19 protein-coding genes and 1 tRNA gene are annotated in these 17,828 nt (G+C 42.1%); 10 read left to right on the top strand and 10 right to left on the bottom strand.

Features of this window, described 5'->3' with window-relative positions; translation table 11 throughout:
* Positions 1 to 33 precede the first annotated feature (33 nt).
* Together rimP and DS891_RS20035 are read right to left on the bottom strand one after the other, a co-directional pair.
* Entirely contained in the window at positions 34 to 489 is a 456-nt protein-coding gene (gene rimP / locus DS891_RS20030) for a ribosome maturation factor RimP (RefSeq protein ID WP_010370818.1), read from the bottom strand.
* Positions 490 to 759: 270 nt separating this feature from the next.
* Positions 760 to 836, bottom strand: a tRNA-Met gene (locus DS891_RS20035).
* Positions 837 to 1,446: 610 nt separating this feature from the next.
* Here DS891_RS20035 and DS891_RS20040 point away from each other — a divergent pair.
* From DS891_RS20040 to DS891_RS20060, 5 genes are all read left to right on the top strand, one after another.
* Positions 1,447 to 2,226, top strand: coding sequence for a delta-class carbonic anhydrase (locus DS891_RS20040; RefSeq protein ID WP_174170743.1), 780 nt, complete (start codon positions 1,447 to 1,449; stop codon positions 2,224 to 2,226).
* A 209-nt stretch (positions 2,227 to 2,435) separates the two neighbouring features.
* Positions 2,436 to 2,906, top strand: a complete 471-nt coding sequence (locus DS891_RS20045) for a hypothetical protein (protein ID WP_174170744.1) — start codon at positions 2,436 to 2,438, stop codon at positions 2,904 to 2,906.
* Between the two features lie 148 nt (positions 2,907 to 3,054).
* Complete coding sequence (locus DS891_RS20050; RefSeq protein ID WP_010607867.1) at positions 3,055 to 3,567, top strand: hypothetical protein; 513 nt, start codon at positions 3,055 to 3,057, stop codon at positions 3,565 to 3,567.
* A 59-nt stretch (positions 3,568 to 3,626) separates the two neighbouring features.
* A complete protein-coding gene (locus tag DS891_RS20055; protein ID WP_174170745.1) occupies positions 3,627 to 4,931 on the top strand; it encodes a DASH family cryptochrome in 1,305 nt (434 codons plus the stop codon).
* Positions 4,931 to 6,490 carry a cryptochrome/photolyase family protein gene (locus DS891_RS20060; RefSeq protein WP_010607865.1) on the top strand — a complete coding sequence of 520 codons (1,560 nt, stop codon included), beginning with the start codon at positions 4,931 to 4,933 and terminating at the stop codon, positions 6,488 to 6,490. Before DS891_RS20055 ends, DS891_RS20060 begins: the two co-directional genes overlap by 1 nt.
* Positions 6,491 to 6,515: 25 nt before the next feature.
* Here the strand turns inward: DS891_RS20060 and DS891_RS20065 are convergent, their stop codons facing one another.
* Both DS891_RS20065 and DS891_RS20070 read right to left on the bottom strand, forming a co-directional pair.
* Positions 6,516 to 6,914 carry a DUF3019 domain-containing protein gene (locus DS891_RS20065; RefSeq protein WP_010607864.1) on the bottom strand — a complete coding sequence of 133 codons (399 nt, stop codon included), beginning with the start codon at positions 6,912 to 6,914 and terminating at the stop codon, positions 6,516 to 6,518.
* Entirely contained in the window at positions 6,904 to 7,719 is an 816-nt protein-coding gene (locus DS891_RS20070; protein WP_174170746.1) for a MipA/OmpV family protein, read from the bottom strand. Before DS891_RS20070 ends, DS891_RS20065 begins: the two co-directional genes overlap by 11 nt.
* 212 nt (positions 7,720 to 7,931) lie before the next feature.
* On the opposite strand from DS891_RS20070, the gene DS891_RS20075 reads away from it, so the two are divergent.
* From DS891_RS20075 to DS891_RS20085, 3 genes are read left to right on the top strand one after another with little or no spacing between them, the layout of a single operon-like run.
* The gene (locus DS891_RS20075; protein WP_010607862.1) at positions 7,932 to 8,942 is read left to right on the top strand and encodes a phospholipase; all 1,011 of its coding nucleotides are present in this window, start codon (positions 7,932 to 7,934) and stop codon (positions 8,940 to 8,942) included.
* Positions 8,942 to 10,120: a peptidyl-prolyl cis-trans isomerase gene (locus DS891_RS20080; RefSeq protein WP_174170747.1), complete on the top strand. Its 1,179-nt coding sequence runs from the start codon at positions 8,942 to 8,944 to the stop codon at positions 10,118 to 10,120. The genes DS891_RS20075 and DS891_RS20080 overlap by 1 nt, the downstream gene beginning before the upstream one ends.
* The gene (locus DS891_RS20085) at positions 10,117 to 10,638 is read left to right on the top strand and encodes a hypothetical protein (protein WP_174170748.1); all 522 of its coding nucleotides are present in this window, start codon (positions 10,117 to 10,119) and stop codon (positions 10,636 to 10,638) included. The genes DS891_RS20080 and DS891_RS20085 overlap by 4 nt, the downstream gene beginning before the upstream one ends.
* 56 nt (positions 10,639 to 10,694) lie before the next feature.
* Here DS891_RS20085 and DS891_RS20090 read toward each other — a convergent pair whose 3' ends face one another.
* The 4 genes from DS891_RS20090 to dapE form a co-directional block, all read right to left on the bottom strand.
* Complete coding sequence (locus DS891_RS20090) at positions 10,695 to 11,363, bottom strand: hypothetical protein (protein ID WP_010607859.1); 669 nt, start codon at positions 11,361 to 11,363, stop codon at positions 10,695 to 10,697.
* Positions 11,364 to 11,390: 27 nt separating this feature from the next.
* Positions 11,391 to 11,687: a hypothetical protein gene (locus tag DS891_RS20095; RefSeq protein ID WP_010607858.1), complete on the bottom strand. Its 297-nt coding sequence runs from the start codon at positions 11,685 to 11,687 to the stop codon at positions 11,391 to 11,393.
* 262 nt (positions 11,688 to 11,949) lie between these two features.
* Entirely contained in the window at positions 11,950 to 12,396 is a 447-nt protein-coding gene (locus DS891_RS20100; protein ID WP_010607857.1) for an Hsp20 family protein, read from the bottom strand.
* 156 nt (positions 12,397 to 12,552) lie between these two features.
* Positions 12,553 to 13,734 (bottom strand): succinyl-diaminopimelate desuccinylase, encoded by a 1,182-nt coding sequence (gene dapE, locus DS891_RS20105; protein WP_010607856.1) that lies wholly within the window; start codon positions 13,732 to 13,734, stop codon positions 12,553 to 12,555.
* 259 nt (positions 13,735 to 13,993) lie between these two features.
* Here dapE and DS891_RS20110 point away from each other — a divergent pair, with 259 nt between their 5' ends.
* Entirely contained in the window at positions 13,994 to 14,644 is a 651-nt protein-coding gene (locus DS891_RS20110; protein ID WP_010607855.1) for an OmpW family protein, read from the top strand.
* A 74-nt stretch (positions 14,645 to 14,718) separates the two neighbouring features.
* Here DS891_RS20110 and DS891_RS20115 read toward each other — a convergent pair whose 3' ends face one another.
* A complete protein-coding gene (locus DS891_RS20115) occupies positions 14,719 to 15,252 on the bottom strand; it encodes an acyl-CoA thioesterase (protein ID WP_174170749.1) in 534 nt (177 codons plus the stop codon).
* Between the two features lie 199 nt (positions 15,253 to 15,451).
* Between DS891_RS20115 and DS891_RS20120 the strand changes: the two genes are divergently transcribed.
* Positions 15,452 to 16,018, top strand: a complete 567-nt coding sequence (locus DS891_RS20120; protein ID WP_039841562.1) for a hypothetical protein — start codon at positions 15,452 to 15,454, stop codon at positions 16,016 to 16,018.
* A gap of 29 nt (positions 16,019 to 16,047) precedes the next feature.
* Here the strand turns inward: DS891_RS20120 and tyrR are convergent, their stop codons facing one another.
* Positions 16,048 to 17,604: a transcriptional regulator TyrR gene (tyrR, locus tag DS891_RS20125; RefSeq protein ID WP_010607852.1), complete on the bottom strand. Its 1,557-nt coding sequence runs from the start codon at positions 17,602 to 17,604 to the stop codon at positions 16,048 to 16,050.
* Between the last annotated feature and the right edge of the window lie 224 nt (positions 17,605 to 17,828).

A 17,828-nucleotide genomic window follows, 5' to 3' on the forward strand; every position in this document is an offset into this window, starting at 1 on the left:
TGCCTCGCTTGCCCTTGTCCTTCGCACTCAAAGTTAGAATTTTGCGATGATATTGGCACGCTCAATGTTGCTTAACATCAGGATAAAGTCCTGAGCGTCAACTTTTAACGTGATCATATCGCCATTAACTGCTACTAAGTCGCCTTTAAAATTACGGCGACCTTCTTGCGGAAGTTTAGTACGCAAACGTACTTCCTCTCCCACTGCTGCTTCATAGTGAGCTTGTTTGAATAATGGTCTGTCAACACCAGGAGAAGATACTTCCAAACTATATTCGTTCGTAATCGGGTCTTCGACATCTAAAATTGCACTAACTTGACGACTCACTTCAGCACAGTCATCTACATTAATGCCGTTTTCATGATCGATATATACACGAAGTGTAGAATGACGACCAGCTTGCACAAACTCAAGACCGAGTAATTCAAAGCCACACGCAGCAACTGCAGGCTCCAACATTTCAGTCAAATCTTGCTCGAGTTTTGACACAGAACTCCTCCATACAAACAAAAAAAGGGCCTAAAGCCCCAAATCATAGCTGCTTGATCTTGGGCTCAGAATACACCTTGCGCCAGATACAACAACGCCCCGAACCAAGCGGGGCGTCACACGAATAACAAACTGTGTGGCCAAAGGCCGTGCTTGGTTTGCGAGCTATCTCAGCCAAATTAATCATCAACTTAAACAAAAAAGCCGATGCTTAAACGCAAAACGCGCATTACAAGGAATGCGCGAAATCAAAGAACTCAATCTTTAACTTGGTTGCGGGAGCCGGATTTGAACCGACGACCTTCGGGTTATGAGCCCGACGAGCTACCAGGCTGCTCCATCCCGCGCCAACACATAAAATTGTTTTACTTCTACTTTTCAAAGAAGTGGCAATCGGATTTGAACCGACGACCTTCGGCACTTTACCAAATCAAGCGCCCGACCATCTATCGAGCAACTCCATTCTACACCGAAACATAAAATTGTTTTACTTCTACTTTTCAAAGAAGTGGTAATCGGATTTGAACCGACGACCTTCGGCACTTTACCAAATCAAGCGCCCGACCATCTATCAAGCAACTTCATTCTACACCGAAACATAAAATTGTTTTACTTCTACTTTTCAAAAGAAGTGGCATCTAAAAAATGCCATTTTAATGGGCGATGTATTGCCCATACTTAAAGCCAATTATACTGAAAAACGAAAGTTTCAGTCCGATTGACTAAATATGCTGCGTATTATAAAGACAGTATGCCTAGATAGCAACCTTGATTTAGAACTATCTTCTGACGTTTCAGCTCGTTGCTGAGATGTAATCAGGTATTTTACTTTTCACATACAACACCGTGATGCCCAACTCATCGGTCCAGTTTCGTCTCCTTTCATTTTTTGTAACAAAAAAGAAATATTTAATCCATAATTGGGGACAAGAAAATCACGAAAGAAAGGAAAACCAAATGAGAACGGTTATAAAACCAAGTAAATTGACAGCGCTGTCTATATTTAGCTTTGAAGCGTTAGCAGCGCAATGCGAATCGGCAGGACCACAAACACCGAGAGATATTGATAGTTTGCAGGGTCACAACAAACGGGTTTTTGCTATGGCTCCACCAAAAGAAAAACTCAACCTATGTAACATCCATTTTCATAAAAATGCAGAACATAAAGCCAAAGACTTCTCTGTCGTTTCCAATGACCCAAAGTACGGCGGATTCCAATGCAATGCAACTGCAAGCCTCACCCCAGCAGAGCTTGATCCTGTAGAAGATAAAGTATGTAACAACGTAAAGCCCGGCGATACGATTGAAGTACACTGGGTTCATAGCTCTTGTGATGTAAAACCAGGCCCGACCCTCGGTGCTTGCTTAAATGACAGCTGCGCCAACCCCAATCTACGCGTCGAAACTCAGGTGTTTTTAGTGGTTAATGATGAAAATGCGCAAGACTTCACTGAGCTTGATTATCAAGGCCAAGTTGGCGGTTACCATCAAGCAGGTGTTTTACCAAGTAATACAGGCACACCAGTTGAGTTTTTAGGTTCGACGACTGGACCTAGCTATAACAACCAACAGTGCTCACCTTTACAGGTAAGTTGGAGTGTACGCCCAAGCTGTGCCAAAGTTGATATAAATAGTCTCGCGCATTGGTGTAAAGACAATGCTTTTGAAGAGGACCATGCGCATGGCATTCGTAAACTCGTGACAGATCCACAGTTGCTTTCACCAATTAAGCACTAATATTTTTAAATCAATGTGGGCCGTTACTCAATCTCGGCCTACTATAGCTAGGTCCAGCATATTGAAATTCAATTAATTATTGCAACGTAAGAAAAAGCTCACAAAAAAATATTAAAAAGTCTCGCATTTAAAAAAAACAGCTATACTCAGACTTAGGCTATTTGTTTTTGAGCAAAGGATCCGCTCTTCATCAGTTTGAAGAGGCGTCTATGAGCATTACTCCCTATCAATATCAACTTTTAACTCAAACGCTTGCGAGTATTCGTCCGAATTTCCATGGCTTTTGCACTTCTTGGTACAACCAAATTCAACATTACGATTTGCGCATGCAAATTCCAACAAATGTGGGACAACTCATAATCTGGGAGCATCAAATATTTGATTTTGTTCAAAATTGTGTGATGCGTATCCCACAGCAGTCAAACTTATTACATTATCTGCAAAAACAACGCGGTACGCTGTTATTTATGGGAACGTCAGAAAAAGATATCAGTGTCTTGATGTTTACCTTTACAGCAACGCTGAAAAGTCATCTTGGCAGGCATTTTACCACAGCAGCAAAAAACGCTTGGAACAAAGCACTGTTACTCATCGAAAATATGCTGCGCTTTGAATTATTCAAAAAAACCAATATTGTTGGTCTACAAGAGTTCAAAAGAGCGCAGCAACAAGCAAACTAACTTGAGCTGCTAAACGAAGAGACAACGGTAGCCACTAAACATTACTCTAAGATCAAAGTCATGCAGAGCTTACAAAACCAAACTCTGCGTGACTTCTGGCTCTCAGCTCTTTAGACTTTCACAAAATCTTTATATAGGAAGTGATAAAATGCTAAGAGCGATTGCCTTTGCGTCTACTATGGTCGTTTCACTTACCGCATGCGATATGCTGGAAGACTCTAAAGCCCAAATCGAGGCACAATATTTATCTGAACATCAAGAACTACAACAAGTGGTTGAGCAGATCCGTGATAAAGGAATTGAGTCAGTGCAAGCATCAGCAGAGGCTGGCAGTGTTGCAGCTTGCGTTGCAAATAATCTAGATGCCGATCCGATGGGCGCGCTTATTGCGGTTGAAGGCGCATTGCAAGACAGTGCAAATTTAAGCGACCTACTCAACTCTATTTCTCGCCTAAGCCAACAGGAAATTTCCATCGAACAATTTCCTGATTTGCTTCAGCAAGGTGCTGATACAGTTAGATATTTAAGAACTTTGCTCGAGCAGTATGATTTGGCGGAACTAAAACAGCAAGCGAGCCACTTACTTGAGCAAGGCCAAACCAAAACACAAGACGTTGGTGCTCACTTGCGTACACTTATAGAATCTTGCCAAACTAACTGAGCAATTTAGTTGATCGTTACGTATAGAGTCTTATTCGTTCATGACTGTTAAGAATAAACGTGAAAGTAGGACTCTATTTATTTGAAAACGACTGCCGCCTTAGTGATAACCCCGCACTTACAAAGCTGGCGTCTCTAGTTGATACACTTATCTGCATTTATCTACCCACTGTAAACCTTTGGACGGCTCGCAAAGCGCAGTGCTCAACTTCTTTTGCTGTCGAATGTTATCGCAATCAGACGCTCAACGCCTTGCATCAATCACTAACGTCACAACAACAGAAGCTGTATATGCTACGTAACACAGCTCAGCTCAAAGCACTGACTGAGATTATTCATACACAGCAGGTAACTCATATTGGCCGCGCAGCTCATCCAGGATTCGATGAACAAAAGCTTTGGTTAAAATTACAAGATAACTTTCCTTACATTCAATACGTTAGCGCTTATTCTAGTACGCTGTTTGAACCAGATACACTACCACTCAAAATCAGTGAGCTGCCACCGAGCTTTACGCCATTTCGCAAAGCTGTAGAGGAAATTGAACCTAAATCACCTATTGCAACCGCTACGCTTCCACCAAGACCGAATCGGGTTTTAGATTTAGCTGAATTTAAAGCAAACTCTTCATACAATATCAAAGTAGCCGCAGGCGAAGCGCAAGCCCAGCAACAGCTACAACAATACTTCCAAACGGATGCGGCTTTCACATACAAAGAAACTCGAAACGCCTTGTTCGGTGATCATTTTTCCACTCGGTTTAGTCCAATACTTGCTTCTGGCGCTATCAGTCCTAGACAGATCAAGCAATCACTTACTCAATTTGAGGAGCAAAGAGGCGCAAATGAATCAACCTATTGGATTTGGTTTGAACTGTTGTGGCGTGAGTATTTTTATTGGTATGCCCTCAAACATCAACACACGCTATTTTGCTTTTCAGGCGTCAAAGCCAAAACACCAAAAACCAGTTTCTATCCAGAGCGCTTTTTAAAGTGGTGCCAAGGCCGAACACCCAGCGCACTGGTCAATGCCATTATGCACGAATTGACTAAAACTGGCTGGATTTCCAACAGAGCGAGACAAATAGCTGCGAGCTACTGTGTTAATGAGCTACAGCTAGATTGGCGCTACGGCGCCGCTTTTTTCGAGCAACATCTTATCGATTACGACGTCGCAGCGAACTGGGGTAATTGGCAGTATATCGCTGGTGTTGGAGCAGATCCTCGTGGCGGTCGCCATTTCAATATCACAAAGCAACAAGCACTATTTGACCCAGATGGTGAATATATAAAATTATGGCAAGGAGAAGCCACTCTACAACTCGACAGCCAAGATCATGTTGGTTGGCCTTTGGAGGATAACTAATGACACAACAAAAGCCTCAATATAAAGGCCTCAGATTAATTCTTGGCGACCAACTCAACGCCAAGCATAGTTGGTTTGCTGACGATAAAGCTGAGTACCTTTATCTGATTGCAGAACTCAAACAAGAGGCCGACTACACCAAACATCATATACAAAAAGTATGCGCATTCTTCAAAGCCATGGAAAATTTCGCCATCGCACTGAATAAGGTAGGCTTTCATGTGCTACATCTCACCCTCGATGAGACTCAGGACTATTCTGATCTCCCCGCTTTAATTGCTCATTTATGTGATAAATATCAAGTGTCGAGCTTTGACTATCAACGACCTGATGAATATCGCTTACTGAAGCAAATGATGGAATTAACACTCGACCAGTTACAGGTTCGTTGCTATGACACTGAGCATTTTCTAGTCCCTTACGAAGAGTTGGATGATTATTTAACGCCAGGAAAACACACCACAATGGAGTTTTTTTATCGCAAGCTCAGGCGCCGTTTTAATGTATTAATGGACGACGGTGAACCGCTTGGCAAGCAATGGAATTTCGACAGTAAAAACCGTAATAAGCTCAAGTCAAAAGACATCGACGCTATCCCACAGCCGCTTTGTTTTGCCAACGATGTTAGTGACATTTTAAAGCGGATAAAACGGCATAAAGTGAAGACCATTGGTAACAGCGAAGAATCATTGCTGTGGCCGGCTAACCGTGCGCAAGCTCACGATCTTTTGGCCTTTTTCTGTGAACACCTATTGCCTTTATTCGGTCAATTTCAAGATGCAATGACCTGTAAAAGTGTCGATAAATGGACACTGTATCACTCACGACTCTCTTTTGCGTTGAATACAAAAATGCTTCACCCCAAACACGTTATCGATAGCGCGATAGCGGCTTACCAAGACAACTCACAAATTGATATTGCACAGATTGAGGGATTTGTTAGGCAAATATTGGGCTGGCGAGAGTATATCCGAGCCGTCTATTGGCTCAATATGCCGGACTACCGTCATAAAAATTACTTGCTTGCTCAGCGCAATTTGCCAGGCTATTTTTGGCATGGAAAAACGAAGATGCGCTGTTTAAGTGAAGCTATCAATCAAAGCCTTGATTATGCCTACGCTCACCACATTCAAAGATTAATGGTCACGGGAAACTTTTGTCTGCTAACCGGAATACACCCTGATCAAGTGGATGAATGGTATTTAGGTATATACATCGACGCCATTGAATGGGTCGAAATGCCAAACACCAGAGGCATGACACAATTTGCAGACCACGGCATAGTGGCAACCAAACCCTACTCCGCAAGTGGTAACTACATACAAAAAATGAGTGATTATTGTCAGCACTGCCACTACGACGTCAAGCAAAAATCAAGCAATGATGCATGTCCCCTTAACAGCCTATATTGGCATTTTATGCACCGCCATGAGGATAAGTTTGCCAATAACCACCGTATTGGTATGATCTATCGAAATTGGCAAAAACAAGATGAGAAAACACGGCAAGAGGTGCTTGCAAGGGCTCAGTGGTGTTTAGATAACATCGAGCAACTTTAGGCTACGCTCGCACGCAGCCTTCGGATCAAAAGAGGCGCCAACGCCTTTTTTTTGTTTTTACTTTGTGAACCCAATTCACCTCAATAGTGGTCACAGCTAGCACATCTCGAGACTGCTTTGAGATAAGCTCATAGCTCAAACTTTCATCCGAACTAAAGTCTAGCTCATATTTAAAGGTATCCGCTTTGGCCCAACACTGCAGGATCTTCTTCGATAAACTTTCTCGAATGCAGTAATCCCCTTCGGAAGGCGCATTCACCGTTACTTTGACATCCGCATAGCAAGTTCGCCCTTGGTTCAGGGCTACACACTTGCTCGGCACGGCATGAAGTATTCCCACTGGATTAGTTTCAGCAGCACGGAGTTGTTGGCTCAGTGAAATACTCCAAAACAGCACTGTCCATGTGATTAATTTAGAAAACATATTTCACCCCAGTAAAGAATACTCTGGCGTGACGAGAGCGAACTAAGGGGCTATCTAACGTATCTTGAGAACCAACTAACCACGATGCACCTGCGCTAAACACCCAATCCTCTGCAATTGGGTAATTAAGTTGCATTTGCATAAACGCAGAAGCTGAAGCACCAGGTTTATAGGGGGTTAAATAATCATTGACTTCGGATTCTAAAACACCATAAAAGTAATTATGAAAATTACTAGAGTAATAGTTAGCGCCAAAATTAAGCCATAAATCCCAGTTTCTCAGTTCAAAATTACGTGTCGCTTCGAGGTGAAAAACCCAACCGTTTGTTTCCCCAAAGACATCGTAAACAATCTCAGCAACAGCAAGAAATTCACCAACATGACGGTAATAGGAAAAGCCCAATGAATTATCTTGATCGCGTTTACGTATTCCTCTCAGTTCAGGCACGACATCATCAGTGTCATAGTAACCACGTTCAGAAAAAGGCAACATATAACTGCCATAGATAGCATCTATACCCCATTCTCCATTATTGATAATTTGGTAACCTATATCCGAGCCACCAAAAAAATCACCTGAATGGGTATTCAAGTAAAAGCTTTTATACTCTACCTTTGCATCGACTAAAAAAGTGCCATGTTTGAATGTCGAGTCCGTGCCAATTAAAGCAGGCATTGTCATATCAACGTAAAAGGCACCGACACTCAGCTGCCAAGCAAACTCGTCATCAAGTTCGTCACTTTGTTCTTCGCAAATTCCATAAAACGGTAACAATAAACTGATTATTATAAGTAGTTTTTTCATAGTTCCATTCGTTTAGCGCAGGTGTGCCTAAATTCTCCCCGAGATCATACCTGACCCATTTGTGACCAACAAGCATCTTCTCTGAATTTTAACACAATCAAAATTTAACTTTATTTTAATCAAAAATTCACATAAATTATTTTAAATAGCGCACTTCGTTTTTTAAGTAGAAAAATTGCGTTCACACAAATTAAAATTTATAGAGGCAACTCATGAAAAATTATTTACTTCCTATGGCCCTTTTAGTCGCAGCAGGGCAAAGCCACGCGTTTAGTCAAGAGACACATAAGCGCATCGTCATCGACGCCGTAAATTACATGGCACAGAATCCAACTACAACACAGTACGCAAAGTTACAAGCATATGCTCAAGCTAACGGCATGTCAGTTTCTCAACTAGCCAATTTACTGGGCCAAGCTGCGTATGATGTTGATGATTTTGAGGATACATTCTTCTGCGGCGCCATTACGGGTGACTGTGTACAAGCACCGCTTTGGGGTGCAGCTGAAAGCATCGTGAAATACACCAGTTACTGGCACTTCCAAAACCATACTCAAGGTGCTGATACTCACGGCAATGACTTCGGTGGTTATAATTATCAGAAACTTACCGTATCAGGCTCTGTTGATTCAATGGCTGCCACTTGGCTGAAAGGCGATTATTTAGACGATGGTCATGGCGGCGAAACAGGTTGGTTTAGCGCTGATGATACTGAATATGATAGTTATGGGATCACAGAAAAACACTATCGTATCGATAGCCACTCAACGTATAGCATGTACGATGATTTTGAAGAAATGCCTTTTCAGCCAATTGATAACTTAGGCCAGTACTGGTATCAAAGCTATGTACAGAGCGGTAACCCACAGGTACTAGGCTTTGTTTTTCACACTACAGATTTACTTCAACCGCATCATACTTGGACAACATCAGATTTGAATCATGCAGGTTGGGAGTCTTGGGTGAAAGACTACTATGACCAAGAATCATTGAACGATTTTACCTTAGTAAAGCAAGCGATGAATAGTTTCAGCGCTGTTGATAGCAACTCAACAGATATTCGCCCATTACTAACACAAGGCGGTTCTTTCTCTTATTCACAAGGTGGTATCGTGTTAAATTCAGAGGATCATTACGATCGTGTAAATACAGGTAAGCAAGTGATCCCTCACGCAATAGCCATGGTCGTTCATTTGATAAATCATGCGATGGACGTTAGGTAATGCGTCTAGTTCTATTTTTCTTGGTAAGTAGCTTTTGCTTACCAAGTTTTGCCTCACCGAGCATACCTAAATCTCTGACGCATTTAGTTCATCAACTCTATCTTGAGCAAGGCCGAGAGTTATCAAAAAAGCAAACTACTGCGCAATTGCTTGAAAATCAATTCTTGCTATTCCAAGCAAAGCAACTTAATCCAAGTATTTTAGAGCGCCAATCCAGAGTCGGTTTCAGCACCCAATATCATGTCGATAAGTTTCTCGCCAGTTCACTCCTTCACTGGTTTCCTGCACTTACTCAGCTTGAAAAGAAGCATTACCCTTTGGTATTTGATAAGGATCAGATGCTGTCTTTACTAGGACAGTACCCCGCTGACGGGCAATACACTGCTGAGCAATTACTCAAATGGCAACAGCTGCAACTAACAAAATCAGCGCCACTGACACTTGCTCAAGTATTACATAGCCAATCAATGCAAAACCGCTTTAAACTTCACCAAGGAGAGCTCTCGTTATTGCAAGCTATTGTCAATCAACATCTCAATCAACAGGCGCTATTTACCGCCGCAAAACCTTATGTGGCAAAGCAAGGTCTGACAATAGAACAGTTACGACAAGTGGTAACCGCAGAACTATTGAGGCCGAGCATGCTGGCATTTCTTGGTGTTAAGGAAGAGATGCATGGTGCAACGAGCCAGTATGTCGATACCCTAAAAAGTGAAATTCCTGATAGTGCCATCGCGAAGTATTATGAGCGTCATAAGAAGAGGTTTAAATACGTCAAGCAAGTGAGTGCGAGCGCAGCGAAATTTCCCGAACAAAAAACCGCACAGCAATTTAACGAATATGCAAATGCACACTCATGGCAACAAGCCGTCGCTAAATATACCCCTACATTAATATGGCAGACTGAATTAATTCCGCTGACACGCCAAAGCACGCCGAAATGGGAAACACAACTGGCATTTAGTAGTAAACAGGGCAAGATCACGCCTAGTATTCGCACGCCAAATGGCGAGTGGCTAGTATTGTATAGCCAGTCACCGGTATATGATTACTACGATGTGAAAAGTGAGACAGTACGCTACCAAGCGCTGCGAGCACTGACCCAAGAGTTTGCTCAGCACAAATTCGAGCGAGATTATATGGCTTGGAAAGCGGCAATCAACGGAGCGGTGATATGAAGTACTGGCAAGCATTGATTGTCATACTCCTTGGAGCAGTGATCGCTGTATTCACACTGCGTTTTGCCAACATAGGTTGGCAAAACCCCACATATAACGCCCCCTCGCAGGCTGAGCTTGAGCAAGAGGAAAAAGTTGTAGCATTAAGTCCCCCTATCAATACTTATACTGCTATCAAACCAAATGCCGAGACCTCACGCAAAGCCGTTAAGCCAATCACAGAACCTGAATATCTGCCGCCAATAAGCCAAGCCGAAAAGCAAATAGATGATTTTCATGGCGATTTGTCGGATACCGAAGCTTACCAAGCATATTTGGATCAAAAAGACACCAAGCTAAAACAACAGTATATTGCGGCTGTTGATGGCAAAGTAGAACAAATAGAAACGCTGCTAGCACGTGGGATTAAAGAGGGATTACCACAGCAACAGTTACAAGAAGCAAGAGATAAAATCACAGCACTTAAAGACATGCAAAGTAAACTACGTACTGAATTGAGCGAACGTGATAACAAATAAAGTTAGGCAGTGGCTCTTCTCGCGTCTCCCATACGCTCAGTCATAGAACAAAACGATTAACGTACCTGCAGCTGAACCTTGCCGCTAGCCACATTAGGGTTTTTCATCACCGCATTGAGGACTACATCTTGTTGTCCTCCGTGATAATAGCTAATAATTTCTTCTAGCACTTTTTTGGGAGTACTTGGATTCATGGCAAGTGCTAAGTGCGTAGCAAAGTCTCGTTTTAGACTCAAGTAAGTTAGCGTGTTTGGTGCCGTCGCGGGATTTTGTGCAACAGCAAGATCTATCACATCACCACTTTCAGGCAGATAAGAAACCAACGCTTCAAGTTGCTGAGCTGAAGTGTGGCTGTCTTTGGCTTGTTTTAACACCAAAACATGTTGATTCATGTGTAATAAGATATAAATCGCAATGCTGACAACACCTCCCCAAAGTACTAAGTGTGTATATTTTATGCTCAGAACTAAGCCATCGACATGCATATCATGACGGGCAGCATGCATTTTCAAAAAGAAATAGCTAAAAATGGCACTAAATAGAAAAACCAAGAAGCTATAAATTAGCATCGCGTTTACGCCAATATCCTGCGAGAAGGGCGAAAATTGCACTTGGTGATGAAATTGTGCAGACATGTAAAACAACAAAGTATAAAATCCACCCGCGATGAGTAACGATAACCCACCTGATTTCAACAACAATATCAGCTTATCTTTTAGCTCCATTCTTCATCTCAACGCAATATTTTTCTTCTACCATACAAGTAACTCGCTAAAAACACTACTTAGATAAAAACTAAACACAATGATCGAACCGTTAAACAAAGGTGCAATGAGAAAGTGCTGACTCGAATAACGATAGCCCGTCACTTTAAATCCAAGCGCAGTAGCCCCAAGTACAGCAAAGAATGGGGTAAATGTAAAAATCGCTTCTCCCACCACTAATCCAACAATGACGTCATGCAATGCGCCACTCACTATGAAAGTAAACCAATAGCCAAGTTTTTCCCCCACTTTCGCTGCGCATGGACGAAATACGAAGCGCGCCAAGTAATAACTCCAGATAGGATTCCAATACACCCAGAAACCATCGAAAGACCGAGCGCCGAAAGCCCGCCGAAACATGTTTCCTAGTGACTGACTATGACCCAGTGGTACACCATTTCGTCTTTTTACGTATTGTCTTAGTCCAAGTTTCATTTTCTGGGGGATAACGACTGAAGCATAACTTTACTAATAACAAATGCTTTGTATTTAGGCAAAAAAAGCCGCCTGACGGCGGCGGGTTGGAAATCAATAAATTAGATTGATATTACTTGCTTTCAAGCAAGTTGCCCGAGCCAATTTCTATTTTTCTTGGCTTCAGTGCTTCTGGGATCTCGCGTTCAAGGTCAATAACCAGTAAGCCGTGCGCTAAGTCTGCACCTAATACTTTGACGTGATCGCCAAGTTGGAATTTGCGCTCGAACCCGCGCTCGGCGATCCCTTGATGAATAAATTTACGCTCGTTGGCTTCTTCAGTTGCTTGCTTTTGTCCCTTTACGGTCAACGTATTGTTTTCTGATTCCAGCGTTAGCTCTTGCTCGGTAAACCCTGCAACAGCCATGGTAATTTGGTACTTGTCTTTACCTAGCGCTTCGATGTTGTATGGTGGATAGCTAGGTTGTTTATCTGTTCTTGCAGCAGCATCCATCATAGAAGCTAAATGATCAAAACCTATAAATGAACGATATAATGGTGATAAATCTACTGTACGCATAATTTTGTATCCTCTTAAAGCTATACATAGGTGCTCACTCTTCAAAAAAGAACCAATAAGCACTTTTAAAACAAATAGTTATTTAATTCATGAGGCCCTGTCGGCGTCCTCATAAAGCTATTTATGGTCAGCAAATTTATTTTCAAGAAAATTCTTTTAAAAATTTTCAACTTTTTTAAAAAACCTATTTAAAACAGATAAGTATATTTTTTCTATCGCATGTAGATCGCTGAGGGATAGATGTTCATTCACTTGATGAATTGAATCATTCTTTACCCCACATTCGATCACTTGCGTTTTTCCGGTCGCAAAGAAGCGACCATCGGAGGTGCCGCCTGCAGTACTTAAACTCGGATACTGCCCCGTTGTTTCCTGAATTGCTTGCTCTACCAGCGTTAAGAAACAGTTTTCTTGCCTCGCGCCGGTATAAAACGACTCACAAGGTCGCTCCCAACTGATCGCTAACATAGCACCGGATTTAGCCAGCGACTCTTGAATATAGTGCACAACTTCTTGGCTCTTATAGGCATGGCTGTAACGAATATTAAAGGTGATTTCACACTCTGCTGGTACTAAATTATCCACGATATTTGGAACTGTGATCCCAGTAACTTGCAGCGTGGTTTGCGATCCCGCTTCATCTTTCCACCAAGGTAAAAGCGCGAGTTGACTAACCAGCTGGCCTGCGATGTGAGCTGCATTAACCGTTTGTTCTGGATAAGCCACATGCCCCGTTCTTCCTTTAACCTGAATACGCCCAGAAATCGCACCGCGACGACCATTTTTAACCGTATCTCCCACTACTTGATGTGAAGTCGGTTCACCTACCAAACAAGCATCTAGCTCGATGCCATTTTCAGCTAATCGCTCTGCAATCAATTTGGAACCAAACTCCGCTTCACCTTCCTCGTCAGAAGTGAGTAACCAGTAAAAGCTTCCTCGTAATTTTTCACGATGCTGTAGTAATGTTTTGGTTGCAGCAAGCATTGCCGCAACGCCACCTTTCATATCAGCAGCACCACGTCCATACATCACGCCATCAATAATCTGCGCACTAAATGGCGGCACAATCCAGCCTTTATTATTTGCAGGCACGACATCCACATGACCAGAAAAAGCAAAAGTTGGTCCCAAAGAGAAACGATAACTTGCAATCAAGTTTTTTACTCCCTGCACCTCAAACTGCTCAATAGTAAAACCCAGCGCGGCGAGTTGCTCTGACATAAAAGCGATAGTGCCTGCATCACACGGTGTAACCGAAGGCGCTTGGATCAAATGCGTTAATATCTCGGTTGCGTGAGACGCGCTAAGATTTTGATTCTGTGTTGCTAATGACATAACTGAGAATGACTTGTAGGTGAAATCTAGCAATTATTTAAAGATGAAACTTTGACCACAGCATTGCAGTTTTAATGCAAATTAATGACATCGAGAAAACTTAATCTAAATCAAACTTTCAAAAATTTCTGAAATCTTACAATTTAAAAATTGATCTAGAACAGTTTTTCATTTTTTGAACCCTTTTAAGATGGCTTCATTGAAAACACACACTGTTTCACAGTTTAAAAATGTCCTCACATAGGGTTAGGAGAAGAAAATGAAAACTTTAAGCGCTGCACTTTTATCTACTCTGCTAGTTGCTGCTCCCTTCGCACACGCAAATTTCAGTGTTAATGTTGGTGCTATTAATGTAAACCCTGACAACACGGCTTCTGCCATTGATCAAGATAACTCGCTAGGCTTAGTCGCTGATTCAAACACCCAGCTTGGTATCACTCTTGATTACCACTACAGCGATAACATCGTATTTGAGCTAGTTGCGGCAACACCATTTTCTCACACCGTAGACGGTGCTGGTGGCTTAGCAGGGGCGGAAATCGCTGACATCAAACACTTGCCACCAACGCTACTTGCGCAGTATCACTTCTTTGATGCAAGCGCTAAGTTCCGCCCATTTATCGGCGCGGGTCTAAACTACACAGTATTCTTCGATGAAGAGCCAAGTGCTGCACTAAAAGCAACACTAAAGACTAACGATGTAGAAGTTGATTTGGATAGTTCTTTTGGTATCGCACTACAAGTCGGCTTTAACTACGACTTAAATGAAAAATGGGGTCTACATGGTATGATCTCTAAAATGGATATCAATACCGATGCAACAGTGTACGCAAACGGCGTAAAAGCATTAACTTCAGACGTAGAGCTTGACCCAATTGTGGCCATGTTCGGTGTGAAATATAAGTTCTAATACCTAAATGGTTTAAATCACAGATTTACTGTTACTTTCTCAATCCCCAAGGCCACAGATGTGGCCTTTATAGTTTATAGATTACTGTTTTTCTTTGCCTCTAACATGGCTTTCCAATGCATAATCTCAGGAGATAAAATAGGTGCTTCACCGTTAAACCCAGCTACTTCGAGCATTTCTTCGACCGCAACCACCCCACCCTTACGCTTGAATACCCCACGCACATAAGCAATTGCATGCAGCCCACGCTCTGAATGAAAACGCTGTTCAATGTAAAAGTATTTATGATCCCATCCCACCACCTTAGTGGTAATGGTAAATTTTTGCAGCGGCTTGATATCGCGAATATAGGTAATCGCTGTAGCGTTAACAATTGGGAACCAGCGGCGTTTCATCACAGCTGCAAATAACCCAACTCGCTCTGTCATCCAAGTACGCGCTAAATCCATAAATGCGAGATATCGTGAGTTGGTCAAGTGCATATTAATATCGCAATCGCTTGGCAGGGCGCGATACTCAATATCTATCGGAGACAAAATGGAATCTGCTGTTTGTTTATTCTGTCTTATTCTCCAAAACAACAGCAGTAAACGAAAATATAAATTCATAACAATGGTCTTACCAGTTAATAATTTTTCGATTCTAGCATAGCAATTCATATTCTAAAGTGATTATTTTGCTACGCTTACGTCTATAACTGATACATTACTTTGCCCTTAGTTGCAGTAATGCAGTCGGTAAACTAGATTAATAACCTGAGCTTCAAAAAATGAACGCCTTTCTAGCATGACCAAAAAGGCCTATAAAATGAGCTTAAAAACAATGAGTTCGGTTACTACATACGCGAACCTCAAATTAAGTAAAATAACTGAAGTGAAGTCGATGAAAAAATTATCCCTTGTTACCTGTTCCACCTTATTTGCCTTTTCCAGTATGTGCTACGCAGACTTTGACTTTAAAGGGGAAGGCACACTAACCTACCCAACCGGTGTAGAGAAAGCGTTTGAGTTTGGTTTTGCTTGGAACAAACAGACTGAACAGTTTCGCATCGGTGCAAATCATTATGATATGTCTGAACTACCAGAGTCTTACTCAGTTGCCATTACACTGAGTAAAGACGATACCCGCGTGTGGATCCAAGAATTCAATCAAGGTTTTATTTCTGAATTTAAGTGGCAAATTGCAGATCATCAAATCTCTCTTGTGAAAAAAGAGTTTAGCGACTCTGTAAAGGGTAATTACGTCTTGACGGTAAATGGGATAGATTACTTCTTTGCGCGAGATAACGTGAGCATCACACTCTCTTTTGAAGAAGATGGCGTTAAGAATATTAAGGTAGATGGCGTGACAAAAGACATGGGAACTAAATCATAAAGGCCACACTCATTGCGTAGCCTTATATATCATACTTTGACTGTTTTTCTATTTATCCCATACTCACGCAGCTTGTTGGCTACGGCTGTGTGGCTTAATCCCAAACGTTTAGCCAGTTGCCTTGAGCTTGGATAAGCGGGGTAAAGCTTGCGCAACAAGGTTGCTTCAAATCTCTTCACGGCTTGATCTAACGTCCCTTCAAAATCAGACTCCAAATAACCTAAGTCATGGGTAAAGGTCGGTAGGTTTAGATGCTCAGTACGAAGCTCTTTATCATCAAGCAACGAAACCGCACGATAAATAGCGTTTTCTAACTGCCTCACATTACCAGGCCACGGGTAATTCTCTAAAAATTCAATGCATTCTCTGGCAAATGTTGGCGCTGGATGACCATTTTGCTGGGCATATTTTTGCACAAAGTGTTCAGCCAAAGGACCGATATCCGCTTTTCTATCTCTCAGCGGTGAAATTTCGAGCGTTAGCACGTTAATACGATAGTAGAGATCTTCTCTAAATACACCTTCTTGAACCATTGCTGGCAAGTCTTTTTGCGTTGCAGCTATGATGCGAACATTGACCTTAACTTCATTCTCATCACCGACTTTTCGGAAAGTACCGTCTTGTAAGAAACGCAGTAACTTAGTCTGTAACTGGGTTGACATTTCACCCACTTCGTCGAGGAATACCGTGCCGCCATCCGCTTGCTCTAATACACCGCGTTTTGGCGCTGCATTTTCTTCATATCCTGCATACCCAAACAACTCGGACTCAGCAACGTCATCAGGCAGCGAAGCACAAGAAAGTGCGATAAAAGGCTTTAATGACCGGTTGGAAGCATAATGACATGCTCTGGCAAGCAGTTCCTTACCAGTACCTGTTTCACCTGTGATCAGAATTGGCGCTTCTAACTGCGCCATTTTTCTGGCTTCACGCACGACTCTACGCATGGCAGTGCTGTGATTATGGATGGTCGCAAAACTTTCTTGTCCATAACGACGAAATGCGCTGACTTGCTGTCCTAATCGCGACTGCGATTTAATGTTAATCACCGCACCGGCTAATACATCGCCTTCAATCCCTTGGGGCACCGAAATTGGCAAAATATCAGCAATAAAATCTTCCCCGCCCACTTCGACACGGGTTGTCTGGCCTAACACCTCTTTACCTTCTAACCAACGAGTAAAGTTAAACCCTTTCAAAAGGTTGTTAATGTTGGCACCGATCACTTCCTTTTCAACCATGTTAAGGTCGCGACAAGCTGCGTCATTGCAATGACGTACCCAGCCTTTAGCGTCGATAGAAATTACACCATCAGGCAACGCACTGAGCAAAGTATTCAGCTCATTATGTTCACGTTCTGACGGTAAAAACGCTGTAGTACGAACATCTTCAACGCCATCGATTAAGCGGATCTCAGGCATAATTTTCTGAAACTGTTCAAATTCGATGGGTGGAAAGCTCACGTACATTCGACAATTTACTGAATCGACTTCTATACCTTTCAAGTCGACACGGTAACTCACCAAGATATTGAGAATTTCTTGGGCAATACCAATACGGTCAGCGCAATGTATCTCTAGACGCATTTGTTCCTCAAAGCGGGTTTTCACAATTGACGAGATCATACTCTAAGAATAGCTGTCCGACTAGAAAAACGTAAAGAATATTGAACAGAATTTTAGCTATCTTCGTAAATTCTTGTCCTATACTAATGAAGAACTGAAAAAAGTTGTTTTTTAAGGCGTTTTTCAGCACTTGTTAAGTTTTTGATTTGGAAACTTACATTCCATTTCAAAGGATTGCAACACAT

This window comes from Pseudoalteromonas sp. JC28 (assembly GCF_013319255.1).
In the GTDB taxonomy this organism is placed as follows: domain Bacteria; phylum Pseudomonadota; class Gammaproteobacteria; order Enterobacterales; family Alteromonadaceae; genus Pseudoalteromonas.